Source organism: Verrucosispora sp. CNZ293, from assembly GCF_002754655.1.
In genome coordinates, this window is the sequence record NZ_PEFR01000001.1 from 5,126,717 (window position 1) to 5,150,841 (window position 24,125).

The 24,125-nt window shown below is 70.8% G+C and carries 26 protein-coding genes, 2 tRNA genes and 1 other RNA gene; 14 read left to right on the forward strand and 15 right to left on the reverse strand.

Going from position 1 to position 24,125, the window contains the following annotated elements:
- Positions 1–66 precede the first annotated feature (66 nt).
- Positions 67–1,215: a cell envelope lipid trafficking protein PgfA gene (gene pgfA / locus CLT74_RS23345; protein ID WP_099848848.1), complete on the forward strand. Its 1,149-nt coding sequence runs from the start codon at positions 67–69 to the stop codon at positions 1,213–1,215.
- A 69-nt stretch (positions 1,216–1,284) separates the two neighbouring features.
- Here pgfA and CLT74_RS23350 read toward each other — a convergent pair whose 3' ends face one another.
- Positions 1,285–1,686: a RidA family protein gene (locus CLT74_RS23350; protein ID WP_486582547.1), complete on the reverse strand. Its 402-nt coding sequence runs from the start codon at positions 1,684–1,686 to the stop codon at positions 1,285–1,287.
- Positions 1,687–1,799: 113 nt separating this feature from the next.
- On the opposite strand from CLT74_RS23350, the gene CLT74_RS23355 reads away from it, so the two are divergent.
- The gene (locus tag CLT74_RS23355) at positions 1,800–2,771 is read left to right on the forward strand and encodes an HTH domain-containing protein (protein ID WP_099848852.1); all 972 of its coding nucleotides are present in this window, start codon (positions 1,800–1,802) and stop codon (positions 2,769–2,771) included.
- Positions 2,772–2,802: 31 nt separating this feature from the next.
- Here CLT74_RS23355 and CLT74_RS23360 read toward each other — a convergent pair whose 3' ends face one another.
- Positions 2,803–4,473 carry a DUF885 domain-containing protein gene (locus tag CLT74_RS23360; protein ID WP_099848854.1) on the reverse strand — a complete coding sequence of 557 codons (1,671 nt, stop codon included), beginning with the start codon at positions 4,471–4,473 and terminating at the stop codon, positions 2,803–2,805.
- Between the two features lie 210 nt (positions 4,474–4,683).
- Here CLT74_RS23360 and CLT74_RS23365 point away from each other — a divergent pair, with 210 nt between their 5' ends.
- On the forward strand, positions 4,684–5,661 hold the full coding sequence (locus tag CLT74_RS23365; protein WP_099848856.1) for a DMT family transporter: 978 nt from the start codon (positions 4,684–4,686) through the stop codon (positions 5,659–5,661).
- A gap of 23 nt (positions 5,662–5,684) precedes the next feature.
- Here CLT74_RS23365 and CLT74_RS23370 read toward each other — a convergent pair whose 3' ends face one another.
- The 3 genes from CLT74_RS23370 to CLT74_RS23380 all read right to left on the reverse strand — a co-directional run bounded on the left by CLT74_RS23370 (position 5,685) and on the right by CLT74_RS23380 (position 10,757).
- Entirely contained in the window at positions 5,685–6,749 is a 1,065-nt protein-coding gene (locus CLT74_RS23370) for a PHP domain-containing protein (protein WP_099848858.1), read from the reverse strand.
- A 151-nt stretch (positions 6,750–6,900) separates the two neighbouring features.
- The gene (locus tag CLT74_RS23375) at positions 6,901–9,819 is read right to left on the reverse strand and encodes a glycosyl hydrolase (RefSeq protein ID WP_099848860.1); all 2,919 of its coding nucleotides are present in this window, start codon (positions 9,817–9,819) and stop codon (positions 6,901–6,903) included.
- A 164-nt stretch (positions 9,820–9,983) separates the two neighbouring features.
- Positions 9,984–10,757 (reverse strand): M23 family metallopeptidase, encoded by a 774-nt coding sequence (locus tag CLT74_RS23380; protein WP_099848862.1) that lies wholly within the window; start codon positions 10,755–10,757, stop codon positions 9,984–9,986.
- 67 nt (positions 10,758–10,824) lie between these two features.
- On the opposite strand from CLT74_RS23380, the gene CLT74_RS23385 reads away from it, so the two are divergent.
- The 4 genes from CLT74_RS23385 (at position 10,825) to CLT74_RS23395 (ending at position 12,739) form a co-directional block, all read left to right on the forward strand.
- A complete protein-coding gene (locus CLT74_RS23385) occupies positions 10,825–11,166 on the forward strand; it encodes a hypothetical protein (RefSeq protein WP_099852715.1) in 342 nt (113 codons plus the stop codon).
- 87 nt (positions 11,167–11,253) lie between these two features.
- On the forward strand, positions 11,254–11,421 hold the full coding sequence (locus tag CLT74_RS30900; protein WP_199172244.1) for a hypothetical protein: 168 nt from the start codon (positions 11,254–11,256) through the stop codon (positions 11,419–11,421).
- A 132-nt stretch (positions 11,422–11,553) separates the two neighbouring features.
- Positions 11,554–12,084, forward strand: a complete 531-nt coding sequence (locus tag CLT74_RS23390) for a tRNA adenosine deaminase-associated protein (RefSeq protein WP_099848864.1) — start codon at positions 11,554–11,556, stop codon at positions 12,082–12,084.
- A gap of 145 nt (positions 12,085–12,229) precedes the next feature.
- Positions 12,230–12,739 carry a nucleoside deaminase gene (locus CLT74_RS23395; RefSeq protein ID WP_486582756.1) on the forward strand — a complete coding sequence of 170 codons (510 nt, stop codon included), beginning with the start codon at positions 12,230–12,232 and terminating at the stop codon, positions 12,737–12,739.
- A 10-nt stretch (positions 12,740–12,749) separates the two neighbouring features.
- Here CLT74_RS23395 and CLT74_RS23400 read toward each other — a convergent pair whose 3' ends face one another.
- From CLT74_RS23400 to deoD, 3 genes are all read right to left on the reverse strand, one after another.
- Positions 12,750–13,202: a hotdog domain-containing protein gene (locus tag CLT74_RS23400; protein WP_099848868.1), complete on the reverse strand. Its 453-nt coding sequence runs from the start codon at positions 13,200–13,202 to the stop codon at positions 12,750–12,752.
- A complete protein-coding gene (locus CLT74_RS23405) occupies positions 13,199–13,837 on the reverse strand; it encodes a TetR/AcrR family transcriptional regulator (RefSeq protein WP_099848870.1) in 639 nt (212 codons plus the stop codon). The genes CLT74_RS23400 and CLT74_RS23405 overlap by 4 nt, the downstream gene beginning before the upstream one ends.
- A gap of 125 nt (positions 13,838–13,962) precedes the next feature.
- On the reverse strand, positions 13,963–14,670 hold the full coding sequence (gene deoD, locus CLT74_RS23410; RefSeq protein ID WP_099848872.1) for a purine-nucleoside phosphorylase: 708 nt from the start codon (positions 14,668–14,670) through the stop codon (positions 13,963–13,965).
- A gap of 75 nt (positions 14,671–14,745) precedes the next feature.
- On the opposite strand from deoD, the gene CLT74_RS23415 reads away from it, so the two are divergent.
- From CLT74_RS23415 to CLT74_RS23425, 3 genes are all read left to right on the forward strand, one after another.
- Positions 14,746–14,832, forward strand: a tRNA-Ser gene (locus CLT74_RS23415).
- A 154-nt stretch (positions 14,833–14,986) separates the two neighbouring features.
- Entirely contained in the window at positions 14,987–16,636 is a 1,650-nt protein-coding gene (locus tag CLT74_RS23420) for an FG-GAP-like repeat-containing protein (RefSeq protein ID WP_099848874.1), read from the forward strand.
- A 79-nt stretch (positions 16,637–16,715) separates the two neighbouring features.
- Positions 16,716–17,945, forward strand: a complete 1,230-nt coding sequence (locus CLT74_RS23425; RefSeq protein ID WP_099848876.1) for a cytochrome P450 — start codon at positions 16,716–16,718, stop codon at positions 17,943–17,945.
- Between the two features lie 6 nt (positions 17,946–17,951).
- On the opposite strand, the gene CLT74_RS23430 is transcribed toward CLT74_RS23425, so the two are convergent.
- Genes CLT74_RS23430 through CLT74_RS23445 form a run of 4 tightly spaced genes read right to left on the reverse strand, consistent with a single transcriptional unit; the run spans position 17,952 to position 20,087 of the window.
- A complete protein-coding gene (locus CLT74_RS23430; protein WP_099848878.1) occupies positions 17,952–18,482 on the reverse strand; it encodes a hypothetical protein in 531 nt (176 codons plus the stop codon).
- Positions 18,483–18,521: 39 nt separating this feature from the next.
- Positions 18,522–19,079: a hypothetical protein gene (locus CLT74_RS23435; RefSeq protein WP_099848880.1), complete on the reverse strand. Its 558-nt coding sequence runs from the start codon at positions 19,077–19,079 to the stop codon at positions 18,522–18,524.
- Positions 19,080–19,122: 43 nt separating this feature from the next.
- A complete protein-coding gene (locus CLT74_RS23440; RefSeq protein ID WP_099848882.1) occupies positions 19,123–19,329 on the reverse strand; it encodes a DUF397 domain-containing protein in 207 nt (68 codons plus the stop codon).
- Positions 19,320–20,087, reverse strand: coding sequence for a Scr1 family TA system antitoxin-like transcriptional regulator (locus CLT74_RS23445; protein WP_099848884.1), 768 nt, complete (start codon positions 20,085–20,087; stop codon positions 19,320–19,322). The genes CLT74_RS23440 and CLT74_RS23445 overlap by 10 nt, the downstream gene beginning before the upstream one ends.
- A gap of 859 nt (positions 20,088–20,946) precedes the next feature.
- Between CLT74_RS23445 and CLT74_RS23450 the strand changes: the two genes are divergently transcribed.
- Together CLT74_RS23450 and CLT74_RS23455 are read left to right on the forward strand one after the other, a co-directional pair.
- Positions 20,947–21,210 carry a hypothetical protein gene (locus tag CLT74_RS23450; RefSeq protein ID WP_486582548.1) on the forward strand — a complete coding sequence of 88 codons (264 nt, stop codon included), beginning with the start codon at positions 20,947–20,949 and terminating at the stop codon, positions 21,208–21,210.
- Positions 21,207–21,449, forward strand: a complete 243-nt coding sequence (locus CLT74_RS23455; RefSeq protein WP_099848886.1) for a flavin reductase — start codon at positions 21,207–21,209, stop codon at positions 21,447–21,449. The genes CLT74_RS23450 and CLT74_RS23455 overlap by 4 nt, the downstream gene beginning before the upstream one ends.
- A 102-nt stretch (positions 21,450–21,551) precedes the next feature.
- Here CLT74_RS23455 and CLT74_RS23460 read toward each other — a convergent pair whose 3' ends face one another.
- Together CLT74_RS23460 and CLT74_RS23465 are read right to left on the reverse strand one after the other, a co-directional pair.
- A complete protein-coding gene (locus CLT74_RS23460; protein ID WP_099848889.1) occupies positions 21,552–22,679 on the reverse strand; it encodes a hypothetical protein in 1,128 nt (375 codons plus the stop codon).
- Entirely contained in the window at positions 22,676–23,041 is a 366-nt protein-coding gene (locus CLT74_RS23465; protein WP_099848891.1) for a PadR family transcriptional regulator, read from the reverse strand. The genes CLT74_RS23460 and CLT74_RS23465 overlap by 4 nt, the downstream gene beginning before the upstream one ends.
- A 123-nt stretch (positions 23,042–23,164) precedes the next feature.
- On the opposite strand from CLT74_RS23465, the gene CLT74_RS23470 reads away from it, so the two are divergent.
- Positions 23,165–23,524 (forward strand): hypothetical protein, encoded by a 360-nt coding sequence (locus CLT74_RS23470; RefSeq protein ID WP_099848893.1) that lies wholly within the window; start codon positions 23,165–23,167, stop codon positions 23,522–23,524.
- A gap of 134 nt (positions 23,525–23,658) precedes the next feature.
- Here the strand turns inward: CLT74_RS23470 and CLT74_RS23475 are convergent.
- Positions 23,659–23,743 (reverse strand) — tRNA-Ser (locus tag CLT74_RS23475).
- A gap of 81 nt (positions 23,744–23,824) precedes the next feature.
- Here CLT74_RS23475 and ffs point away from each other — a divergent pair.
- Positions 23,825–23,914: signal recognition particle sRNA small type (gene ffs / locus CLT74_RS23480), an RNA gene on the forward strand.
- The last annotated feature ends 211 nt before the right edge of the window (positions 23,915–24,125 follow it).

The window sequence follows — 24,125 nt, forward strand, 5'->3', positions numbered from 1 at the left end:
AGGTAGTAACCTCGCGGCCATCTCACTTATTGACATCGACGAAATAGAGCTCCTCAGGGAGGAAACATGAAGCACCGCGCCGTGGGTGCCGTGCTGTTCGGCGGCGGCGTACTGCTCCTGGCGCTGGCCGCCGGGCTGGTGTTCGTCGTCAAGCCCGCGATGACCAAACTGCCCTACGACCTGGAGCCGGCGACATCGGTGGCCGAGGCGAAGGGCGCCACGTTCCTACAGATCACCAACGGCGCGGTCGACATCGTCGAGCAGACGGACCTGAGGTCGACCATCCAGGTCACCCCGGAGCGCGCCAAGACCGCGGCGCTCAGCGGTGACCTCGCCGGGGACGCGGTGGTCTGGCGGGTCGGCCAGACCGTCGAGCGGGCCGACACCAAGGCGCTGGTCAGCGCGTACGGCGCCGAGCTGGCACTGGACCGGGTCTCCGCGGCGGCCGTCGAGTGGAACGAGCAGTTCCTCGACGAGAGCGGTACGCCGGAGAAGATCTCGTTCGCCGGCCAGGTCTACAAGTTCCCGTTCAACTCGGCGCAGGGCAACTACGAGGTCTTCGACCGGGATCTGCGGCAGACCCGGATGGCTGAGTTCCAGGGCACCGAGGACATCAACGGCATCGAGGCGTACCGCTACGAGCAGGTCATCACCGACGAGAAGCTGCCGCTGGCCACCGACCGGGTCGCGCTGCTGCTCGGTGCGCTCGCCCCGGGCTCGACGTCGGGTGACGTCGTCTACAGCAACACCCGTACGGTCTGGGTCGACCCGGTCACCGGCTCGTACCTCAAGGTCCGGGAGCAGCAGAAGAAGGTGCTCGTGCCGAACACCGGCGCGCCGGTGACGCTGCTGGACGCCGACTTCTCCTACAACGAGGAGACCGTGGCGTCCTCCGTCGAGCGGGCCGAGGAGAGCCGGGGTCGGCTCAACATTCTCGGTGTCTTCGCGCCGCTCGGGCTCGCCGTGCTGGGCCTGGTGCTGATCCTCGTCGGGCTGCTGGTCTCGCGTAGCCGTACCCCGCGCCCCGAGGCCCGGCACGCCGCCGCCGCGGCGGACCCGGCACCGACCCGGGTCGACCAGCCGCCGGTGCGGGACGACGCGCGGGAGGGTGGACCGTTGACCGACGAGATCCCGCCCGCCACGACCAACTGGAAGTCCGAGGAGTCCACGGTGCCGAGCCAGCGGTCGGCGCAGGGCGAGTCGGAGAAGCAGTAGCACCGGGTCAGCTGCGTTGACGTTGCGGGGCGGGCCACCGGCCGGCCCCGCAACGTCAGCGAGGTCACCTCACGCGACGGCGGTACCCTCCAGCTCGATCAACTGGCCGGGGATCGCCAGCCGCGTCACCCCGAGCATCGTGGTCGTCGGTGCCACCCCGGCGGCACCAAGACGCGACGCCAGCACGCCGTAGTGCGGGAACAGCGCGTCGACGTCGGTGGTGTAGACGTTGAGCCGGACGAGGTTCGCCAGGGACATGCCGGCTTCGGCGAGTACGGCCGCCAGGTTGTCGAGGCTCAGTGCCAGCTGTGCGGCCATGTCGCCGTCGTGCTGCGGCTTGCCCTCGTCGTTCATCGCGGTCTGGCCGGAGCAGTACAGGGTCCGGGTGTGCCCGGAGACCATCTCCCCCTGGTTGAACCCCAACCCCACCGACCACGTCCACGGGTTGACCGCCGCGCGTTCTGTTTTCACATCCACTCCATTTCGGGTCGTCGCTGGTCCGCACGTCGTCACGGACGACGCGGTGAGGATGCTGCCAACGAATCACGACATCCTTTGTCGTGTATCCGGATAAAGTTCTCCCGGTGCGCGCCGAGCGACTGGTTGCGATGGTCCTGCTGCTGCGCCAGCGCGGCCGGTTGACTGCCGACGCGTTGGCGCGTGAGCTTGAGGTGTCCACCCGTACCGTGCTGCGCGACATCCAGGCGTTGTCCGCCTCCGGCATCCCGGTCTACGCCGAACGCGGGCGGCACGGCGGCTTCGCGTTGCTGCCCGGTTTCCGGACCGAACTCACCGGACTGAACCACGACGAGTCCGTCGCCCTGCTGACCGCTGGATCGGCGCGCGGAGAACAGATGTTCGGCTTGGGGCCGGCGCTCGCCTCGGCCATGCGCAAGGTGGTCGACGCGCTGCCCGAGAGCCACCGGGTCACCGCCAGTGACGTGGCCCAGCGGTTTCTCGTGGAGCCGGAGACCGATCTGCTCTCCCGGCGGTCGGTCACCGAGGACGTGCCGGAGTCGGCAATGATCGTGGTCCGGCGCGCGGTGCTGGCCGGGCACAGGCTACGCATCCACTACGCCGCCACGGGCCAGCCACCACGTTGGCGCACGGTGGATCCCATCGGCCTGGTCACCGTACGCGATCGGGCCTATCTGCTGGCCACGAAGTCCGGCGCGGACCGCACCTACCGGCTGTCGCGGATGTTGGCCGCCGAGGAACTCCCCGAGCCGGCACGGCGACCGAGCCGGGTCGATCTCGACCGGGCCTGGCGGGAGCGCTGCGCGCAGTTCCTGTCCAGTGACCACCTCGCCGTGCTGGTGCGGGTGCACCAGACGCGGCGGGAGGACCTGCTGAGCGCCGCGGTGGCCGTGCGCGCCGAGGAGCCTGACGCAGACGGGTGGCTGCGGCTGGAGGTCACCTTCCAGGACCTACGACACGCCGAGTGGGCGCTGTGGCAACTCGGCATGGGGGCGGAGGCCCTGGCCCCAACTGCGTTGCGCACCGCCCTGCGCAACCGCGCCGCCGCGTTCGCCGCCCGCTACGAGGAGACTCCGTGAGGATTCCGGGCGATGATCTGACGGGCAGGTGTCAGAGTCGGGCCAGCGCCCGGCGGAGCGGGTCGAGACCGAGCGCACCGAGGTCGAGGGCCTGGCGGTGGAACTCCCGCAGGTCGAAGTCGGCGCCCTTGCGGGCCTTCGCGTCCTCCCGCGCCTGCAGCCAGATCCGCTCACCCACCTTGTACGACGGCGCCTGCCCCGGCCAGCCCAGGTAGCGGTTGAGTTCGAAGCGCAGCATCTCGTCCGGTACCCGGCAGTGCGCCCGCAGGAACTCCCAGCCCAGTTCCGGGGTCCACCGCTCACCCGGGTGGAAGTCGAACGGGTTGTCCTTGGGAATCTCCAGCTCCAGGTGCATGCCGATGTCCACGATCACGCGGGCCGCCCGCAGCGCCTGGCCGTCGAGCATCCCGAGTCGGTTGCCCGGGTCGTCCAGATAACCCAGTTCCTCCATCAGCCGCTCGGCGTACAACGCCCAGCCCTCGCCGTGCCCGGACACCCAGCAGAGCAGCCGCTGCCAGCGGTTGAGCAACTCGGCCCGGACGGCCGTCTGGCCGATCTGGAGGTGATGTCCGGGGACCCCCTCGTGGTAGACGGTGGTCACCTCCCGCCAGGTGGAGAAGTCGGTGAGGCCCTGCGGCACCGCCCACCACATCCGACCCGGTCGGGCGAAGTCCTCGCTCGGGCCGGTGTAGTAGATGGAGCCGTCACTTGTCGGCGCGATCATGCACTCGATGCGGCGGACCTGCTCGGGGATGTCGAAGTGGGTGCCGTTCAGGTCGCTTATCGCCTGATCGGCCAGCTCCTGCATCCAGTCGCGGAACGCGTCCCGGCCCCGGATGGTGCGGGCCGGGTCGGCGTCCAACGCCGTCACGGCCTCGTCGATGGTGGCGCTCGGACCGGCGATCTGGGCGGCCACCGTCCGCATGTCGGCCTCCAGCCGGGCCAGCTCCGTGAAGCCCCAGGCGTACGTCTCGTCGAGGTCGATCCGGGCCCCGAGGAAGTACTGGGAGGCCAGCTCGTAGCGCTCCCGTCCGGCGGCCTGCTTCTCCCGCCCGTGCGGGGCGAGTTCGGTACGCAGGAACTGCCCGAACTCGGCGGTCGCCGCGGTGGCCGACGCCGCACCGCGACGCAGCTCGGAGCCGAGGGAGCCATCCTCGCCCAGCCGCTCGACCAGCCCGTGGAAGACGTTGTCACCGTCCGGATCGACCCAGGTGTCGCACTGCTTGGCCACCTCGATCAGCTGGGCGCGCGAGCTGATCCGTCCGGCGGCTGCCGCCTCCCGCAGCGTGGTCTTGTAGTCCTCCAGCGCGCTCGCGAAGAGGTTCAGCCGGGCGGCCAGGTTGGCCCGGGCCGGCTCCCCTTCGGTGGGCATCAGATCGAAGACCATCCGGATCTCGTGCAGCCCGCTGGTGATGACGCTTACCTCGCTGGCCGTCTCGCCGGCGTCGTACCGGTCCAGTTCGAGGCCCAGGCGCTCCTGCATCGCCTCCCGCGCGGTGCGTTCGGCCTCCGTCGCCGGCTCGATGGTGTCCAGCTCGGCAAGGGTGCGTCGGGTCAGTTCGGCGCGTGCGGCGTATCCGTCGGGGGACAGGTCGTCGAACTTGTCGTCATGGCCGGCGATGCCGACGTAGGTGGCACCGGTCGGGCTCAGTACGGCCCAGTCGGCGACGTAGCGGTTCGCGAGATCGTCGATTCTTCCCACGCTGCGCACCCTACGCGAGGCCAACGCCGGGATGGTGCCGCCAGACCGGTCAGGGCAGCAGGTCGGCCGGGTCGAAGCGGATCGGCATCGCCATGGTCTTACACCTCCTCGGTCGATCAACGCCCTGAAAATGTATGTGGTTTCTGTGGCGCGCGACACGACGGCCGAAAACCGCAGGACAATGTCGGACCCCGGGGCAGAGTGTCAGGGGTGACAGGCGACTTCACCCCTGACCGGCCGGCGCTGCGGAGCTGGCTGCCCGGCTTCATCGCCCTCGCCGCGATCTGGGGTTCCAGCTTTCTCTTCATCAAGGTCGGGGTGGCCGAGCTGCACCCGCTGCACCTCACCCTCTACCGGGTCGGCTCCGGCGCGCTGACCCTGCTCGTGGTCCTCGCCGTGCTGCGGGACCGGTTGCCCCGCGATCCGCGGGTCTGGGGTCACCTGACGGTGATCGCCGCCTTCGGGGTGGCGCTGCCGTTCACCCTGTTCGGCTACGGCGAGCAGCGGGTCGAGTCGATGCTCGCCGGCATCTGGAACGCGACCACCCCGCTTGTCGTGCTGCCGCTGGCGGTGCTGGTGTTCCGCACCGAGCGGCTGACCGCACGTGGTGCCGTCGGGTTGGCGCTCGGCTTCGCCGGGGTGATGGTGGTGCTCGGCGTGTGGCAGGGCATCGGCGGAGCGCACTTCGTCGGCCAGCTGATGTGCTTCGGTGCCGCCGCCTGTTACGGCCTGGCCATCCCGTACCAGAAGAAATTCATCGCCGGCAGCACCCTGTCCGGGCTGTCCCTGTCGGCGGCACAACTGATCGTCGCCGCGGTCCAGCTCGCCATCGTGGCACCTGTGGTGGCCGGTGCGCCGCCGCTGCCGACCGCGTTGTCGCCGCGGGTGCTCGCGGCCGTGCTGGCGTTGGGCGCGCTCGGCACCGGGCTCGCCTTCGTGATCCACCTAGGGAACATCCGGATCGTGGGGGCGACCACCGCGTCCACCGTGACGTACCTGATTCCGGTGTTCGCGGTGCTGATCGGCGCGGTCGTGCTCGGCGAGCGAATGACCTGGCACCAGCCCGTCGGCGCGCTGATCGTGCTGCTTGGTGTCGCCGTGTCGCAGGGCCTGCTCGGCCGGCGTCGCCGGGTGGCAGCGGGCGTGGGTACGCCGACGGCACCCGTCGTCGAGCCCGCCACCCGCTGACCGGACGTGGGCGGGTCGGGCGGTCAGCCGCGTGTCCAGGCGACCAGTTCGTCAGCCGTCCACGTGTTGACCACCCGGTCGGCGGGGACTCCGCACAGGGCCGCCCGCTCGCAGCCGAAGCGCTGCCAGTCCAACTGGCCCGGGGCGTGCGCGTCGGTGTTGATGGCGAACCGGCAACCGGCCTCCAGCGCCCGCCGGATCAGGCGCTTCGGCGGGTCCTGCCGCTCCGGGCGCGAATTGATCTCCACGGCGACGTCGTGTGCCACGCAGGCGGCGAAGACGGCGTCGGCGTCGAAGTCGCTCTCGGCCCGGGTCCGGGCGCGGTGCCCCCGGTCGCCCGGACCGGTCACCCCGGCCGGCCGCGACGAGACCATCCGACCCGTGCAGTGACCCAGGATGTCCAGGTGCGGGTTGGCGACGGCGGCCAGCATCCGCCGGGTCATCTTCGCCCGGTCGTCGTTCAGGCCGCTGTGCACCGACCCGACCACCACGTCCAGCCGGGCCAGCAACTCCTCGTCCTGATCGAGTGAACCGTCGGCGAGGATGTCCACCTCGATGCCGGTGAGGACGCGGAACCCCTCCGGCAGCGCCTCGTTGAGCCGGGCCACGTGGTCGAGCTGGCTACGCAACCGGTCGGCGGTCAGTCCCCGGGCCACCTTCAACCGGGGCGAGTGGTCGGTGAGCACCAGGTACTCGTGCCCCAGTTCGACGGCGGCCAGTGCCATCTCCTCGATCGGCGACCCGCCGTCGGACCAGTCCGAGTGGGTGTGGCAGTCGCCGCGCAGGGCGGTACGCAGGGCGGTGGCCTCGGCGTCCAGGTCGGTGCCCTCGGTGGCGACAAGCCGGCGCAGGTAGACCGGTTCCTCACCGGCCACCGACTCGGCCACGCAGCGGGCGGTGACGTCACCGACCCCGGCCAGCTCGGTGAGCTTGCCGGTGCGGGCCCGTTCGGCCACCTCCTCGGCCGGCAGCGCGGCCAGCGCCTTGGCCGCCGAACGGAAGGCGCGGACCCGATAGGTCGCCTCGTTCGCCCGCTCCAGCAGGAAGGCGATCCGGCGCAGGTCGGCAATGGGGTCCCGCTCGCTCATGCCGGCACTCCGCTGCGCTGCGTGCCGCCATGAGGCACCGACGCGCTGCGCTGATGATTCGCTCGCTGGCGCTCGCTCATGTCGGCAAACCTACGCGGCCGCGCCGCCGGTCGGGGTACGACCGGCGGCGCGGGGCGGATCAGGTGCGGGATCAGGCGTACGGCAGCCGCACCAGGGAGCGGTCACCGACACCGAGCGTGGTGGGGTTGTTGCCGATGGCCGACCACACCTCCACCCGGACGGTGCCGCCACGCAGGTTGCCGAGGGAGCCGCTGCTGGAGTGCAGCCCAGCGGCCTGGGTGTAGTGCTCCCAGCCCGACACCGGGTCGGTGGCGAAGTAGCGGTACGTCTCCACCCGCTCCCAGCTGCCGTTACCCGTCAGGTCGTACGAGACGCGGGCCTGCACCCCGTTGCCGACCGCCGTACCGGCGTCCAGGAAGAGGTCGAACGCGGTCTGCCCGCCGTTGTGGTTGAGGTTGAGCCCGGTCGCGGTGAAGACCACCGGGTTGCGCGGCGTGCCGTCGTGGTTCGCGCCACCGGCGCTGCTCACGGTGGTCGTGCCGGCAGCGCCGGAGGCACCCAGACCGCCCCCGGACAGCAGGTAGCGCACGGGGGAGCTGGACGGCGGGTCGGTAGGCGTCGGCGTCGGCGTGGGCGTCGGCGTGGGCGTCGGTGTCGGGGTGGACGTCGGCGTCGGCGTCGGACTCGGGGGCGTACCCCCACCGGCGCTGCCTCCGCTCCAGGTGTGCGCCCCACCTGTGGTGGTGCGCCCGGCCGCCACGGTCAGTTGCGTGCCGTCGGAGAACCGTACGGTCAGTGGCGAACCGGAGATGTTGCTGGCCACGTAGGTCCGGGCGCCGTTGCGGTTGAACACGGCGGCCAGCGGATGGTCGGCGGTGATCCCGGTGTCGACCCGGCCGAGGGCGGCCAGGTTACGGATCCAGTGGAAGGTGTGCGCCCGGCTCTCGCCCTCCTCGGGGGTGTAGCCGGGGTTGGCCCGCAGCTTGGCCAGGGCCGCGTCGGCGTCGCCGAGGGCGAGGAACTGCCAGTGGATGTCCTGCCACACGGTCGGCTCGCCGCCGTTGTTGCGGACCAGTTCGGCGTACTTGACCGAGTTGTAGTTCGGGTGCTGGCCCAGGTACAGGTGACCGCCGGTGTTCGGCAGCAGGTTGATGCCCTGGATCATCTCCGGCTCGGCACTGAACCAGGTGGCGTACGCGCCGCCGTCACCCCACACCATGCCCACGTTGGAGTGCCCGAACTCGGCGGGGAAGTTCTCCCCGGTGACGTCGAACCAGTACTCGTGGATCGCCGCTGCCTGGGTGGTGTAGAGGAAGATGCCGGCGTCGCGTACCGCGGTGTTGCCGGTGGCCTGCCCCCACTGGATCAGGGCGTTGGCGAAGTTCATCCCCTCCGACGACGACTCCTGGTTGTTGCCGCTGGCGAACGCGCCGTGCCCGGAGGCCCAGTCGTGCCCGGCGTAGATGTCGAAGTCGCGCAGGTACGGGAAGCGGGTGTCCGACCTGTCGTAGTTGTTGGCGTCCCGGATGAGCAGGTCGATCATGCCGCCGTACTGGTCCTGCCGGGCCCAGTTCGGGTCGAACTTGGCAAGCGTCGCGGCGGCGGCGATGTAGTAGCCGTAGTGGAAGTGGTGGTCGTTGAGCTCCTGGTCGGAGCCGTACGACGCGGGGTAGCCGATGAGCGTGCCCCACCGCTGGTCGTAGTAGAACAGGCGCTCGGTCTCGCCGGACGAGGCGGTGAGCCAGTCGTTGAGGGTGGAGCGGATGGCGTTCAGCGCCGAGGTACGGGTCTCGGTGTCCCCGACCAGGTCGGCGATCTCGGCGATGCGGGCCGCCCGGCCGAGTCCCTTGCCGGTCCAGTAGGTGTCGCCGCCGCGCTGGTCCATCGGGTTGCTCCGCACCGCCGCCAACTGCTGCCGCAGCGTGGTCAGGTCGGCGCCGGCCCCGGTGGCGACGGCCGGCAGCTCCGGCAGTACGCCGTTGAACCGCATCGAGGTGCGGAACTCGCCGACGCCGGTGACCACCTTCATCCGCCCCCGGGCGGACGGGTAGGTCGGCGTGATCGGCGTGGCGCCGGAGAGCGCCCGCCACTGGTGCGGGTAGAGACTGACCACGGTCCGAGTCTCGGTGCCCTCGCGGGGTGTGGTGGTGAAGGCGTAGCGGGTCTCCACCCGGCTGGTCGCCGCGTTGTAGCTGTAGCTGACCCGGGTGTCGGTGACGTGGGCGTGCGCGTACTGGCCGTAGCTGCCGGCGAGCTGGGTGCGGGCGGTGCCGCCGCCGGTGGCCGGCAGCAGCGCGACGCTGAAGTAGCCGCGCCCGGCGAGGCTGGAGCTGATCCGGCTGCCGCTGACGGTCCAGGTCGCGCCGGTCGGCGCGTACGCCACGTAGTCGTGGCCCCGGACGGTGAAGCCGATTGTGCTTCCGTTGTTGGACCAGACCGTGGGGCTACCACCTGTCGCGTTGATCACCGCGTCGCCGCCGCTGGTGCGGAAGTACGCCAGCGGCAGCCCGTGGCCGATCGTGGCGCGCATCGTCCGTGCCCCGTCGCTCCAGTACGGGGTGACCGTCCAGTCCGTCCAGTCGTCCGCCAGCACGTTGGGGGCGGCCAGCCCGGCCACGCCGACCCGGATGTCCTCGACGTAGGGGTACTTGAACTCGCCGACCCCGGTGGCGGTGCCGGTGATCGTGGGGGTCGAGGTGGCGGAGAAGCCCAGCCCGTCGGTGACGGGTTGGTAGGACACCGGATGCGCGTGCAACGGCTCGCTGAAGGCGCAGTTCAGGCGCTTCCACAGCAGCGACGACCACCAGTCGTTCGTGGGTACCGGTCCCGGCGGGGCGGCGTTCGTGGCGAACTGCCGGGGGTTTGTGGTCAGGTTTCCGCAGCCGCCGGGGAGCGGGCCGACGGGTGTGGTGGTGTAGCTGCCGGCACCGACCGGCGCGGCCTGCGCGGCGGAACTGGCGATGACGGCCAGCCCGCCGAGGACGAGGGTCGCGGCGGCGGTGGCGGCGAGGACCCGATGGTGGGGGCGGCGTGGGGCGGGAGGTCTCATCTTTCCTCCAACGCGTGCCGGCCCGGCCGCGCCGGTCGGCGCACGCTTCGTCGGTAATGTGAATTTAGTTACCTGAGAGAGCGCTCTCTGGCTATGCCGGACGGTAGTTCACCGTCGAGACCTGCGTCAATGTTTCGGACTGATGAAACGCGGATGACGCGGTATCAGCGCGCGGGCGGCTTCGTCGGGCAGCCGTGCTTGCGATGCCACGCGGCGACCTCGGCCGCCGGCTCCCGGTTGCCGCCCTTGCGCCACGAGTCGAGATACGGCGCGGGCCAGACCACGCCCCGGCGGATCCACCAGCCGTCCTCGCCCAGGCACGGCGGAGAGATGCCGAAATGAAGATGGCAGACGTTGTTGGCGTTGCCCGTCCGGCCCACGGTGCCGAGCCGCTGACCGGCGCGTACCCGCACCCCCGCGTCGATGTCCTCGGCGATCTCGGTCAGGTGCGAGCCGTAGTAGCGCACCCCGTCGTCACCGAGGACCGACACGGAAAGGCCGCCGTTGTAGGGCCCCTGCGGACCACTCTTCCTGTACCGGTCACGGCGGCTGACCTCGCCGACCGTGCCGTCGGTGACCGCGACGACCGGCTCACCGCAGTCGGCGAAGATGTCCGTCCCCGGATACGTCGAGTGGGTCGGGTGGTACGACGCCTTCCTGGCGCGTACCGGAAAGACATGTGGCAGGCCCTTGCGCGGAGTCGGTGCCTCCGTCGCGGCCGGCTGATCGGCGATGTCGGGCGTCGCGGTGGGTCCGCCGGTGGTCGCCGCAGTCGGGCTGGTCTCGGCCGTCGGGCTGGTCGCAGCGGTCGGGCTGGTCGCGGCCGTCGGGCCGGCGCCCGTCGGCGTGTCAGGCGCACCGCAGCCGCTCGCCGCGAGCAGCGGCACGAGCAGCAACACGGCGTACCCGCGCCGGCGTCCGATCGTCAGCGGAACCATCCGGCCATCCTGACAGACTCGATACGGTGATGGGCACAGCGTCCGTGCGTGTGGAGGAGTGGTACCGGTGTTGCCGTACAACCCGTCCGGCCTCTTTCCCTCCGGGCGGCCACCGCGCCCCACCTACCGTGAGCCGCATCCGGTCGGCGGTGCCGGGGTCGCGGCGGGAGCGGTCGGCACCCTCTTCTGGCTGGTCCTCTTCGGCCTGCTCGGCGGGAGTCTCGTCGGGTACGTCTGGTGGACGCTGCTGGCCGGCGCGCTGGCCTGGCTCGCGGCCTTGGCGCTTGTCCGGTACGGCGACCGAGGGGTGGCCGCCGGCATCGCGATCGTCACCGCCGGAGGGTGGAGCATCGCCGCCGCCGCGGTCGCCACCCGCTGGGTGAGCAGCGGTGACTGGCCGCTCTGGTGAACCTCGCCGGCGGTGACTGCGGTGCGTCGTCGGGCGGCCACCGAAACCCGTCTTGACTGGATGGCTGTAACTCGGCACTCTCCCGGTATGGCCTGGACCACTCCGCGGCTGGACTCCGATCGCAGCCGCCGCCGCCTTCAGCTCCTGGCGCAGTTGGCGGACGCGCGCGCGGTACGCGAACGCGAACGGCCACAGCGTGCTCGCACCGACCGGCTCCGCCAGCTGATCGCCACTCGCCGACGCCTCGCCGGCTGAGCGGTCAGGAGAACCCTTTCCCCAGGAATGACCGGCCCTTCGGGGCGTTGACCGGTCGCCTGCCGACCCGACCGGCTAACGTGCACGCGTAACGGATCGGCGAGTGCTGTGCCGAGGCAACTTGGGGGAACCGTGTCGTACTTCGCTGCGGCCGTCGTACGTGAGAAGGGCGGTTGGACCGCCGCCGAGCTGAACCTGCGGGGTGCCGCCGACGTCGACGAGGTCGCCGAGCGGCTCCGCGACGTCGCCCCGGACGCGGACCTGTCGCTGCTGTTCGTCGAGGCGGACGACACCTACCTGGTCATCCTGCGCCTCGACGAGGGCGAGGACCTGCGGGTGTTCGGCTCCGACTCGGCGTACGCGGAGGAATCCCGGCTGGGTTCGCTGCTGGTCGGTGACCTGAAGACGTCGGTGACCGGGCTCGACGACACCGAAGAGGTGCGTCCGGCCGCCACCAGCGGCGGCGACGACAACGAGCAACCCGCCGTCGACCCGGAGGCGGACCCGGTCGGCGAGGCGGACCTCCTGACCGACCTGGGCATCCCCGCGCAGCGGCTGCTCGGCCTCTGCGCCCACGAGGGGATGATGCCGGCCGACGTCACCGCCGAGATCTGCCAGGTGCTGGGCTGCGTCGACGACGTCGAGGAGTTGCGTGAGGTCTGAGCCCTTCGACGTGACCGATCCGGCGCTGGAGGCGGTCCGGCCAGGGCAGATCACGCCCGGCTCGGTGGGCCGCCACGGGCCGGGGGCGGACGAGGGCCTGGTCGACCCGACAGGTACCGGCCGCCGACAGCGGCACGAACTCTGGATGCGCCGTGCCCTCGAAGTCGCGGTGACCGGCCCGGCGGTCGAGGCCGGGGAGGTGGCGTCGCCGGCTGGTGGTGCCGGCTCGGTCGCCTCGGCGGCCGGTGACACCTTCGCCGAGCCCGGCCAGTCCGGCGACGTGCCGGTGGGCGCGGTGCTCTACGGGCCGGACGGCAGCGAGCTGGCGACCGGTCGCAACGAACGCGAGCTGACCGGCGACCCGACCGCGCACGCCGAGGTGCTCGCGTTGCGCCGGGCAGCCGAGCGGCTGGGCCGCTGGCGGCTGGACGGCTGCACCCTTGTGGTGACCCTCGAACCCTGCACGATGTGCGCCGGGGCGCTGGTGCTGGCCCGGGTCTCGACAGTGGTCTTCGGCGCCTGGGAACCCAAGACCGGCGCCGCCGGTTCGCTCTGGGACGTGCTGCGCGACCGGCGGCTCAACCACCGACCCGAGGTGTACGGCGGCATCCTGGAGGCCGAGAACGCCGCAGTCCTGCGGGCCTTCTTCCGCTGACGCCGAGGGGTCAGGAGCGGAGCAGCGTGGTGGCTACCGCCCGGGCGGTGTCGGTCCACGGGGCCGGCCGCAGGGTCGCCGGGTCGAGCCGGACGACCGCGCGGTGTCCCTGCGCGTACGTCGTGGTGCCGTCGAGTGAGTGGAAGCGGAAGGCGTACCGGGCGCTGCTGGTGCCGAGCTGCTCCAGCCAGAAGTGCACGGCGAGCGGGCCGGTGCCGGTGACCGGCGCGAGGTAGCTGATGGTGAACTCGCGTACCGCGTGGAACACGTCGGGTGTGCTGGCCCGTCCGGCCTGGTAGGCGACCCCACGGTCGGACCAGTACGCGGTGAGGGCCCGCTCCAGCAGCAGTGCGTACCGGGCGTTGTGCAGGATGCCGAGGGCGTCGAGGTCGTCGAAGTGGACCATGGCCTGCTCGACGTGGCCGTACTCGACGGCCGGCTGTTCGGCGACTGCGTGACTCATGAGGGGCCTTCCGGTAGCAGGGCGGGATCCGGGCAGAGCGCCCGTAGGAGGTTCAGCACGCCGAGGCGGGCGTGCCGGTAGGTGATCTCCGGGTCGAGCAGGCGGGAACGCATGGCGGCGGCGATGCCGTACGCGTCGATCTCGTACGCCAGCAGCGCGACATCCGTGGCGGTGGGCAACTCGCCCAGCTCGACCGCTTCGGCGACGAGCCGTTCGAGGAACGCCGTCCAGACGGCGAAGACCTCCGCGAGGCGGTCGCGGACCGCGCCGGGCCGGGCGTTGAACTCGAACTCCGTGGTGGCGAAGAAGCAGCCGCCGGGCAGCACCCGGCCGGCGTAGAACTCGATCCGGGCCTCGTGCAGGGCGTGGATCCGGCGAACGCCCCGGGGGGTGCGCAGCGCCGGGGCGATGATCAGCTCCTGCCACTGGGCGACGGCCCGGTCGATGGTGGCGAGCTGCAACTCCTCCTTGGAGCGCCAGTGCGCGAACAGTCCCGACTTGCTGACCCCGAGCGACTCGGCGAGATGGCCGAGGGAGAGCCCGTCGAGGCCGCTGGCGGAGGCCAGGCCGACGGCGGCGTCCAGCACGGCGGTGCGGGTGCGCTGGCCCCGGGCGAGCCGACCGTCGACATTCATGCGGTGAGACTACTAAATAAGAACGACCGGTCGTATACATTTACCGAGTGGAGGCCGTCACACCAGAGCCGAAACAGCGCGTCCCGCCACCGCACGGGGGGTGGCGGGACGTCGGCTCGCTCGGCTCAGGCGGTGATGGTGTCCAGGGCGATCTCGACCATCTGGCTGAAGGTCTGCTCCCGCTCCTGGGAGGTGGTCTTCTCGCCGGTCTTGATATGGTCGCTCACCGTCAGCAGGGTCAGCGCACGCGCCTTGAACCGGGCCGCGATCGTGTACAGCGCCGCCGACTCCATCTCCACCGCCAACACGCCGTACTCCGCCAGGCTGTCGTACAGGTCCGGCCGGTCGGTGTAGAAGGCGTCAGCAGCCAGGATCGGCCCGACCCGCATGGCGATGCCGCGCCGCTCGGCCACCTCCACCGAGGTACGCAGCAACCCGAAGTCGGCGACCGGGGCGTAGTCGATGAGCCCGTCGAAGCGCATCCGGTTCATGTTCGAGTCGGTGGACGACCCGATCGCCGCGATCACGTCGCGCAGCTGGAGATCCTCGCTGAGCGCGCCGCACGAGCCGACCCGGATCAGCGACTTCACGCCGTACTCGTTCACCAACTCGTGGGCGTAGATCGAAGCCGAGGGCATGCCCATCCCGGAGCCCTGTACGGAAACCTCCACGCCGTTCCAGCGGCCGGTGAAGCCCAACATGCCCCGGACCGTCGAGTAGCAGTTCGCGCCCTCGAGGTAGGTCTCCGCGATCCACTTGGCCCGCAGGGGGTCACCCGGCATCAGGACCCGCTCGGCGATCTCGCCCGGCTTCGCGCCGATGTGCGTACTCATGGCAGAGATCCTGCCAGGCCAGCCCGGCCGGGACCGGTTCGGTGTCGGAACCGGTGGTCCTGTACCCTCGTCGGCGGTGGCGTGTCCGAGTGGCCTAAGGAGCACGCCTCGAAAGCGTGTGAGGGTTTACGCCCTCCGCGGGTTCAAATCCCGCCGCCACCGCTCGCTAGCAGGTGGAACGCCCGGTGACTCTCCGCGAGTCACCGGGCGTTTCCCTGTCGTGGTCTCAGCCCTGGTCGCAGTTGCCGACCGGGCATGGTTATTGATCTACGTATCCCTAGGATGTGGGAGCGACTACGGGGATGCGAGGATTTCGATGCGGCGGAAGCTTGCCGGGCTCAGTGTTCTGACGGTGCTGGTCGGCCTGGCGGTGGGTGCGCCCGCCGGGGCGGCGGACGAGGTCCGGTCCGTCACCCGGGAGGGCATCACCCTTCAGGTTCATCGGGTGGCGAAGGCGGTCACCCCGGTCAAGGGGACCGGGGCCACCCGGTCCGACTTCGACGGTGACGGCGTCGACGACATCGCGGCCTCCGCCGACCCGTTCGAGCACAGCCTGCCACAGTCGCCGGCCGGCCTGGTCGTGGTGCGTTACTCGTCGGCACCGCACGTCGACTACTACGCGAGCCTGATCTCGGCGGGCGGCGGCGAGGTGCGCTTCGGCGAGGTTCTCGCCGCCGGGGACTTCAACGGGGACGGCTTCGACGACCTGGCGATGGGTGACCTGGCCGAGTACGACCCCACCGCGAAGGTGCACGCTGGCGGAGTGTGGGTGGTCCCGGGCAGCAGCACCGGCCTGGCCATCGGGTCGGCTAAGCACTTCAGCCAGAGTTCGCCAGGCGTACCGGGTGGCTCGGAGAAGGAAGACTGGTTCGGCTCGGCGCTGGCCGCCGGTGACCTCAACGGCGACGGCCGGGACGACCTGGCGATCGGGGCGTACGGCGAGGCGATCGGCAGCATCAAGGAGGCCGGCGCGGTCACCGTGCTGTACGGCGGTGTCGGGGGCCTGAGCGGGACCGGTGCGCAGCAACTGCACCAGGACCAGGCGGCGGTGCCCGGCGCGGCCGAGCGCGTTGACCATTTCGGGTGGACCCTCGCGATCGGGAAGGTCAACAGCAACAAGTACGCCGATCTGGTCATCGGAGCGCCGCAGGAGAACAAGAGCAGTTCGCCGACGGGCAGTGGCATGCTCACGCTGATGTGGGGTTCGGCGAGCGGGGTGAAGCTCAGCGGGGCCACCTCGGTCACCGGGGCGGCGCTACGCGCGGCGACCGGCCGCAGTGACAGCTACGTGTGGGACCTGGGCATGGCGCTCGCGATCGGCGACGTCAACGGCGACGGGTCGGGCGAGGTGATCGCCGGTGCGCCGTACGCGCAGAGCCCCAAGGGCAACGAGGGCATGGTCGCGGTCTTCCCCGGTAACTCGACGGGGCTGTCCGGCGGCTCGGTGAAGGTCTTCTCGCAGCGTACGGCCGGGGTTCCGGGGTCGCCGGAGGCCGGTGACCAGTTCGGTGCGACGCTCGCGGTGGGCGACGTGACCGGCGACGGTCGGGCGGACGTGCTTGTGGGTGCGCCAGGTGAGGCGATCGGCACGAAGGCCGAGGCAGGCACCGTCGCGCTGTTGAAGGGTTCTGCCTCGGGGCTGACCGGCACCGGTTCGCAGGGCTTCGACCAGGACCACGCGGTCGTGCCAGGCGGTGCCGAGCGCAACGACCGCTTCGGTGGCGCGGTGGCGATCCTCAACCTCAACGGCACCGGCCCGCTGGACGCGGTGGTGACGTCGCCCGGCGAGGAGGTCTCCGGTGACTCGGCCGGGTTCGGGTCCGGATCGGTGGCCCTGTTCCACGGCGGCTCTGGTGGCCTCGTCCCGCAGTCCACCTCGTGGAGCGGCCTGAGCATGCGTACCGACTTCGTCTGGCCCAAGTGGTACGGGCGCCGGCTCGCCACCTCCCAGAGCGGTGGCCTCTGACCCTAAGGTGGGATATCCGAGCATGGGTTACTCAAAGTGATCGATTGCCTTCGCTGGGAAGTCGTGCCATGGTAATCGCATGCTCTCGGTCGAGGACGGTCCCGTACGGCACCCGTTGAACGTCGACGCCGATGGCATCGACCGGACGCGCGGCCCGGACAAACACCCCTTCTACGCGCAGCTCGCCGCTTCGGAATCCGGTGTCCTGCCGGTGGTCCGGCAGGTTGGCGGGGAGTGGCTGCCGGCGTTGCTGATCTGCCGCTACGACGACGTCCGGGAGGTGCTCCGGCGGCAGGAGCTGTTCTCCCGGGCCGCTGCCGCCCACGCTGACCAGGTCGATGTGTCCGGGACGATGCTCGGCATGGACGGGGCGGAGCACGCCGCCGTCCGGGGAACGGTGAAGGACAGCTTCACCAAGCCTGCCGTGTCCGGACTGCGCGACACGGTGCGTGCGGCTGCCGAGGCGCAGCTCGCCGCACTGGCCGCCCAGGGCGGTTCGGCGGATCTGGTCGGCGACTTCGCCGTACCGTTCGCGCTTAACGTGATCTCGGACCTGCTCGGCCTGCCGGAGCCGGACCGGGCGCAGTTCCGCAGCTGGGGCGACATGTTCATGGGTACCGCCGACCTCACCCGAGCCGAGGCCGCCCGGTCCGCCGAGGAGATGGGCGGCTACCTGTGGCAGCAGTTGGACGGGCGGCGGGGCTGTCCACGCGACGACCTGATGACCCGGATCGCCACGGCGGCGGCGGAGCAGCCGGTGGACGTTCAGGTCAAACTTCCCCTGTCGCTGCTCGTCGGCGGGTGGGAGACCACGGCCAGCTCCATCTCGACATTCGTGTACCTGCTGCGCACCCGCCCGTACGCCGGGCATGACCACGCGTGGGACTACCTGCTGGAGCATCCGGAGCAGGTGGACGGGGCGGTCACCGAGTTGGAGCGGCTGCACTCGACCTCCAACGGCGACGAGATGCCCCGGCGGGTGATGGCCGATGTGACGCTGCCCAGCGGTGCGCGGCTGGCCGAGGGTGACATCGTGATCCCGTCGCACGACGCCGCGAATCGGGATCCTCGGGTCTTCGCGGACCCGGAGCGGATGGACTTCGGCCGGGACCCGAACCCCCACCTCTCCTTCGGGTACGGCCCGCACTACTGCGTCGGCGCGCACCTGGGCGCGTTGGAGGTCCGGGTCGCGTTGGCGCTGCTGCTGCGGGAACTACCGGCGTTGCGGCTGGCCGTGGCGCCGAACGAGGTGCGGTGGAAGCAGGGGCACGCCATCCTGGGCCCGGTGGAGCTGCCGGTCAAGTGGTGACACGGCTCAACAGGGAGCGTGGCCCTCGACGAAGAGGCGGTGTGCCCAGTCGGCGTACCCGGCGATGATCTTTCGCACCGTCTGGCCGTCGTGCAGGAACAGGTACGCGCGGTCGCCGTCGCGGGCGAGCAGGCCGTCGAAGCGGTACGTCCCCTGTGGAGCGTGCAGGTCGCGTACCGTCGGATAGCTCGCCTGGACCTCGGCGATGGGCGAGCCGGCCGCGATGCCCTCCGGGGTGCGGACCGGGTCGCCGGCCCAGAGCAGCACCAGCCGATCCTCGATGAAGATCGGACTGATCTCGTCGTGCCCGGTCAGCGTCGGGCCGCAGGCGTCCACGTCGGTACGCAGAATGCCGCGCCGGGTCAGCTCGCTCTCCGAGTCGCCGAAGTCCACATCGGCCACTCCGTCGAGATCGACGACGCTCACCGACGCGACGGGCTCGCGGACGGCGATGGTGTCCGGTGGCATGACTCCGCTACCCGATGCCGAGGCAGCCAGAAGCAGTGCGGCGATGAAGCCGAATTGTCGCATTTTCATCAGAATCCCCCAGTCCCCAACGTGACGGGGGCGACGAGGTTATTGCCGAGCCTCCCATTCGTCGGCCAATTCGTCCCAGTAGTCGGCGCTGAGCCCCCGTCGTCCATGCGCGAGCCACCCTTCGGTGCTCCGCTCGACGTGTAATCCCAGCTCGGCGAAGGGGTCGATCCACCGGCCCGGCTCCACGCCCAGCTCGACGAGCGCCCCGTTTATCGGCCAGTCCAGGCGCGGACCGTCGAGCGCCGCGTCGAAGCGCGGACCCCAGGCGAGGGTGCCGTCCAGCCAGACCGCCGCCGCCTGGTGACCGGCCCCGCCGGCGAACTCCGCCTCGACGTACGCCACCGGACCGCGCCGCGACCAGCGGGCCAGGATTTCGGTGAGCGTGGGGGAGAGGATCAGGGTGAACGGCTGCTCCGGGCCGGGTGCGTCGGCCGTGTAGTCGGGCGGGGTGCCGGTCAGCTCAAGCGCGAGCTGTGGCGTGACCGGCAGCAACGCGAAGTCCTGCCGCAGTTGGCCGAGGACGGCATGATCCAGCTCCCGGGTCTCCTCGCGCAGCAGTTCGGCGTCCGCGACGACCGCGCTGAGCTGGTAACTCACCAGCCGTCCACAGCCTGTGGATAGAACATGTGTACGACGGCGGTCAGATCTTGTCGACGGTGGCGACGAAAGCGCGCCAGGCGGCTGGGGTGAAGATCAGTGCCGGGCCGGTCGGGTCCTTCGAGTCGCGTACGCCCACCACGTCGGGCAGGTTGTCGGCGACCTCGACGCAGTTGCCACCGTTGCCGCTGCTGCGGCTGCTTGTGCGCCACCGGGCGCCGGCCAGCGCCGGGATGTCGTTCACTGCCATGACTCCGCCACCTCCCTGATCAGGTCGACCGACTGCCAGTGCGAGAGTGTCTCACCGCGCACGTTCTCCCAGGCGGCAAGTATCGCCGCGATCTCGGCCTGCTCGCTCACCACCTGCCCCTGCAACTGGTTGTCGAGGTAGCCGGCGATGCGGTGATCGGGCGCGGTCGCCAGCACGAACGGGCCGTTCACCCCAGCGTATTCGCCCACTGTGGACGGCACCACATGTACCCGGATGTGCGGCTGGGTGGACGCTTCGGCGAGCGCCAGCAGTTGCTCGCGCATGGTGGCCGGGCCGCCGACCGGCCGACGCAGCACCGCCTCGTCCAGCACCGCGGTGAGCAGCGGTGGCTCCTCCCGGTGCAGGATCAACTGGCGGGACATCCGGTGGTCGACAAGCCGTGCCACCTCGCTGCGGGGGATCAGGCCGCCGCCGGTGAGCACCGCGCGGGCGTACGCCTCGGTCTGGAGCAGGCCCGGAACGACCATGGATTCGAAGGACCGCAGCGTGGTCGCCTCGCGCTCGATCTCCTGCCAGGGGCGGAACCAGACAAGCGCGCGACGTCTCGAAATGTCTGGCCAGATGTCCGAGACATTCTTCTGGAGCGTGTCTGCCGCGGTGAGCCGGTGCCGGGCATGCGGGATCCGATCTTCGAGCAGCCACCGGCTCACCGTCTTCGGGTCGACACCGACGCGTTCCGCGAGCGACTCGATCGTGTGCCCGGTGTCCCGCAGCGCCACCCGCAGCGCGTCGTTCATGGCCGTCTCCCATCGGACGTCTCGAATATCCGCCGACCATATACACACGCCATGTAGTTGTCCCGTCACTTGCGGGAAGTTGGGGTATCGATGGCGCGGCCGGTGGAGGTTCATCCCCCTTGACCCGGCGGTCGTGACTTCGGGGGGCCGCCGTCAGGGCGAGCAACCACGGCGGCCCCCATCCACCACGTGCCGCCGGCGTCGTTCCTGTCGGGGGCGTCTTTCCTGTCGGGGGTCGGGATGACGGCCGGGCTCGGGGCTGCCGAGCCCGAGCGGGCACGGTGTTGGTGGGCGGGCTCGATGTTGGTGGGCGGGCTCGGACGTCGCGGCAGTCGAGGGCCGGCGAGGGAGGAGATAGATGCTCCTGCGCTGCCTGTCGAGCTGAGAGCACAGACGGTTCAGGCCCGCGACCCAGCGGTGGTGGGGGCCGCTGGTCCGTCGCCGCGGAGGCCGATGGCGGTCGGATTGGTGCTGCTTGTGGCGGTCGAGCGGTGGTGCTTGGGCGGTCGGGCGGTGTGCGGGGGCGGGGAGGCCGATGGCGGTCGGTGGGTCTGTGGCGGTCGGGGTGGTGGTGCTTGTGGTGGTCGGTGGGTGTCCGGGGGCGGGTGCCTGTGGCGGTCGCCTGGTTCTGATCGGGATGCGGTGTCGGGTGAGCCCTGTGGGATGCCCGGGTCGGCAACTGACGGTGACTGCGGAGAACGGACGGAGGTGACCCGTGCCGGAGCGCACTGTGCATCAGCCGCTGGCCGTCGATCGAGGTGGCGACGCTGCGCCGCGTGGTGCCGTCGGGGGCCAGCGGGTTGCAGTGGGGCCCCATCGGCGCCGTCGCCCCGAGCCGGGTGGGTGCGCCGGTCCGATAGTGCCGGGGGAACTGCTCCTGTTGACCCGCGCGGCGTCTCCGCAGTTCGTACGCCCGATGGTCGTCCGGGTGATCCGGCACCGCACCGACCGGACCACGTTTGACGGGTGGACCTGGATCGAGTGTTACCAGCTCGACGCCCGGGGCAACGCTGTCGAGCGCCGCGAGCTGTTCCTGATGCCGGCCGGCCTGATCCGGGCCGCAGATGATCCGTCGGCGTTCCGTGCCTGGTCAGGCCGTCCGGCCGGGGTGGCTCGCCGATGAGTCGCCGTCGTCCGGAACACGTGCCGTCCCGCCCGACGTGGCGTTGTCGGAACTGCGGCGTCAGGTGGCCGTGCAGCGCGGCGAAGCTCCGGCTGCTCGGCGAGTACCGGGAGGATCGGGCCGCGTTGCTTGTGCACCTCGCGGGGCTGTACGCGCAGGCCAGCGCGGAACTCGGTGACCCGACGTCGACGGTCGGCCTGTTCGACCGCTTCGTGTCCTGGGCGCGTGTCCGAGGGTAGGAGGCTGTCCGCGTACCGCCAAGGGTGTCGGACCGGGGCGGGCCCGGCACATGACCAGGGGCCGCTCCCGGTCGGAGCGGCCCCTGCCCCCGTTGTCGCGCGTCAGCCCGGTACGACGCTGGGTTGTGGTGGTTGCTGGCCCGGACGGGCGGTGAGGATCGCGGCGACGGCGACCACGAGCCCGGCGACGGTGAGCCCGAGCACCAGCCAGTGCGGCCCGAACGGGTAGTACTCGCCGGGCGTGAAGGCACTGTGCACGGTCAGCGGCGGCCCGCCTTCGACGCTGCCGTCCGGGAACACCCGCATCACGTTGCCGTAGAGAGCAACAGCCGGCAGGGCCAGCGCCACCAGTGCCCCGCCCCAGAGCGCGGCGGCGGCGTGACGGCGTCCGGGCGGCGCTGCCGCCATCCGGTACGCGACGGCCGCCGCGACCAGCCAGCCGGCGAGCAGCCCGGCGATCGTGCCGAGGACGACAAGCGGCACGAACACGGCGGTACGCTCCGGCATCGCGAGGAGCGAGACGTCACTGCGGAGGGCGAAAGAGCTGCTTGCTGCGGGGTTCCAGCCCATCACGTTGACGATCAGACCGTCCGACTCGGCTGTGAAACGCTTGCCGTCCAACGGAACCTCGACGAATGAGCCGGCCTCGTCATGGGTGCCCGACATGCCGGTGACCGGGGTGAAGCCGGAAACCGACCAGCCGTCGGCGGCGAAGCGTCGTCGGACCTGCTCGGCATCCCAGGCACCGTCGACCCGACTGAACGAATTGGCCGTCCCGGCGGTCCACGGCGACGACGAGTAGAGGGAGTGGAGGGTCTCGTCCCCGCCGGCCTGCTGGGTGAGTCTGGCCATGCCGGCCTCGTCGGGCAGGTCGGCGAAGGTCTGAGCGCCGAGCCACGAGCCGGCGGCGGCACCGAAGCCACCCACTGTCAACGCGGTGAGCAGCACCGCGAGGGCCATGAACGGCCGACCGGCGGGCAGCCGGAACCGCAGCCGTAGACCGCTGCCGATCAGGTGCAGGGCCTCGCCGACCCGAGGGCGGCGCTGGCCCGGCTCCGCCATTTCCAGCAGCGTGGTCACCACCTCGGTGCCGTGCCGCCGCCGGTGCCGACGCGGGTAGGCGAGCAGCAGCCATCGGTACCCACGCTCCAGGCGGTTGTCGGCGGTCGGCCACGCGGCGGTGCTCGGGCTCGGGGTGCCGGGGTCGTCGACCGGCCACGCGGCGGTCATCCGGTCACCTCGCCTGCGGTCGGGGCGCTCGCCAGGCCGAAGCTCAGCGCGCCACCCAGCCGCTTGCCCAGTTGGACCTCGGCGGCGGCAGCGTGTCGGCGTAGTCGCTCGACCTGTGCCTGCAACGCGGCGGCTCCGGTGTCGCTGAGCCGGTAGTAGCGGCGGAGCCGGCCCTCGACGGCCTCCTCCCGGTCGACGGTGACCAGCCCCTGCTCGGCCAGCCGGTCCAACGCCCCGTAGAGGGTGCCCGGCCGCAGCTTGACCTCGCCCGCCGACAGCTCGTCGACCGACCGGATGACGCCGTAGCCGTGCAACGGCTGCGCGGCCAACGCAGTGAGGATCAGAAAGGTAGGTTCCTGCATGGGAATGATAGTACGGTGAACGATCTATAACGTCCACCGTTCATGGTGGCCCGTGTGCTCTTGATGTGCGTCCCGGGCGCTGTGGGGCAACGCATCACCGTCTGTCGCTCTATCGTTCCCGCCATGTCGGAGGCTGAAAGCACCGAGCCGCAGCGCCGCGGTCGGTTGGACCGCCACCGTGATCTGACGGGTTACGTCCTGACGCCGCTGTACACGCTCGCGGGGGCTCCGTTGGTGGCCTGCTGCACGGCGCTGCTGGCCGACGACGGTCAGGCGTACCCATCGGTGTGCGACCCGGTGCGGGCCGTCAACGGATGCGAGGAACGCGTTCTCGGCATCGTGGCCGGGCATGTCCTGTCATTCGCCGCGCTCTGGCTGCTGCTGTGGGTGCTGCCGTGGTGGCGAGGCCTGCGGATGGCACGGATTCTGCTGGCCGTCATCGCCTCCGCAGTGGTCGTCGCCTTGGTGCTGCGGATCGACTGATGTCCGCCTGTCGGCCTCGTCGTTGCTCCGAGGAGCAGGTCGCGTTGCGACAGGTGACGTCGACCGTGCCTGCCGAGACGACTCAGGGCCGGTCCCGTTCGGGCCGGCCCTGTCGTTCGTGCTGCTCAGGTGAGCGGAGGATACGAGATTCGAACTCGTGAGGGTGTTAACCCAACACGCTTTCCAAGCGTGCGCCCTAGGCCTCTAGGCGAATCCTCCGCGAGCCAGGATACAGGTCCGCGCCGGGCTTCCCACCCCACCACCCCCTGAAGATCCACGGCCGGTCGGGTAGGCTTGGGGCACCTCCCGTGCGGCGGTATCTCGTGAACCTCCCCAGGGCCGGAAGGCAGCAAGGATAAGCGAGCTCTGCCGGGTGCACGGGGGGCCTTTCTGTCTCCGGCGCGCCCCGGCGTTCTCCAGTTACGGCATCTGGGGGTTTCCCGGTCGGTGGAGACCGCGAGATGCCGCAACCGGAGTGGATCACCTGCGGCCCGCACGCCGAGTGGGCCAGCCAGCGGCGCGGCGGGGCCCGAGTGGATCACCCCACCGGCCCGACATGCCGCGATCCGGGCGGGCCACCCGGGGCGGCCCGGCGGGGTGG

Excerpts from the sequence above, each read along its gene's own strand:
- CLT74_RS23430 (WP_099848878.1), bottom strand. The coding sequence starts at position 18,482 with ATGAAAATGCGACAATTCGGCTTCATCGCCGCACTGCTTCTGGCTGCC.
- CLT74_RS23380 (WP_099848862.1), bottom strand. The coding sequence starts at position 10,757 with ATGGTTCCGCTGACGATCGGACGCCGGCGCGGGTACGCCGTGTTGCTG.
- CLT74_RS23460 (WP_099848889.1), bottom strand. The coding sequence starts at position 22,679 with ATGACCGCCGCGTGGCCGGTCGACGACCCCGGCACCCCGAGCCCGAGC.
- CLT74_RS23395 (WP_486582756.1), top strand. The coding sequence starts at position 12,230 with ATGCGCCGTGCCCTCGAAGTCGCGGTGACCGGCCCGGCGGTCGAGGCC.
- CLT74_RS23375 (WP_099848860.1), bottom strand. The coding sequence starts at position 9,819 with ATGAGACCTCCCGCCCCACGCCGCCCCCACCATCGGGTCCTCGCCGCC.
- CLT74_RS23370 (WP_099848858.1), bottom strand. The coding sequence starts at position 6,749 with ATGAGCGAGCGGGACCCCATTGCCGACCTGCGCCGGATCGCCTTCCTG.
- CLT74_RS23425 (WP_099848876.1), top strand. The coding sequence starts at position 16,716 with ATGCTCTCGGTCGAGGACGGTCCCGTACGGCACCCGTTGAACGTCGAC.
- CLT74_RS23405 (WP_099848870.1), bottom strand. The coding sequence starts at position 13,837 with ATGAATGTCGACGGTCGGCTCGCCCGGGGCCAGCGCACCCGCACCGCC.
- CLT74_RS23400 (WP_099848868.1), bottom strand. The coding sequence starts at position 13,202 with ATGAGTCACGCAGTCGCCGAACAGCCGGCCGTCGAGTACGGCCACGTC.
- pgfA (WP_099848848.1), top strand. The coding sequence starts at position 67 with ATGAAGCACCGCGCCGTGGGTGCCGTGCTGTTCGGCGGCGGCGTACTG.
- CLT74_RS23470 (WP_099848893.1), top strand. The coding sequence starts at position 23,165 with ATGTCGGAGGCTGAAAGCACCGAGCCGCAGCGCCGCGGTCGGTTGGAC.
- CLT74_RS30900 (WP_199172244.1), top strand. The coding sequence starts at position 11,254 with ATGGCCTGGACCACTCCGCGGCTGGACTCCGATCGCAGCCGCCGCCGC.
- deoD (WP_099848872.1), bottom strand. The coding sequence starts at position 14,670 with ATGAGTACGCACATCGGCGCGAAGCCGGGCGAGATCGCCGAGCGGGTC.
- CLT74_RS23445 (WP_099848884.1), bottom strand. The coding sequence starts at position 20,087 with ATGAACGACGCGCTGCGGGTGGCGCTGCGGGACACCGGGCACACGATC.
- CLT74_RS23455 (WP_099848886.1), top strand. The coding sequence starts at position 21,207 with ATGAGTCGCCGTCGTCCGGAACACGTGCCGTCCCGCCCGACGTGGCGT.
- CLT74_RS23440 (WP_099848882.1), bottom strand. The coding sequence starts at position 19,329 with ATGGCAGTGAACGACATCCCGGCGCTGGCCGGCGCCCGGTGGCGCACA.
- CLT74_RS23465 (WP_099848891.1), bottom strand. The coding sequence starts at position 23,041 with ATGCAGGAACCTACCTTTCTGATCCTCACTGCGTTGGCCGCGCAGCCG.
- CLT74_RS23420 (WP_099848874.1), top strand. The coding sequence starts at position 14,987 with ATGCGGCGGAAGCTTGCCGGGCTCAGTGTTCTGACGGTGCTGGTCGGC.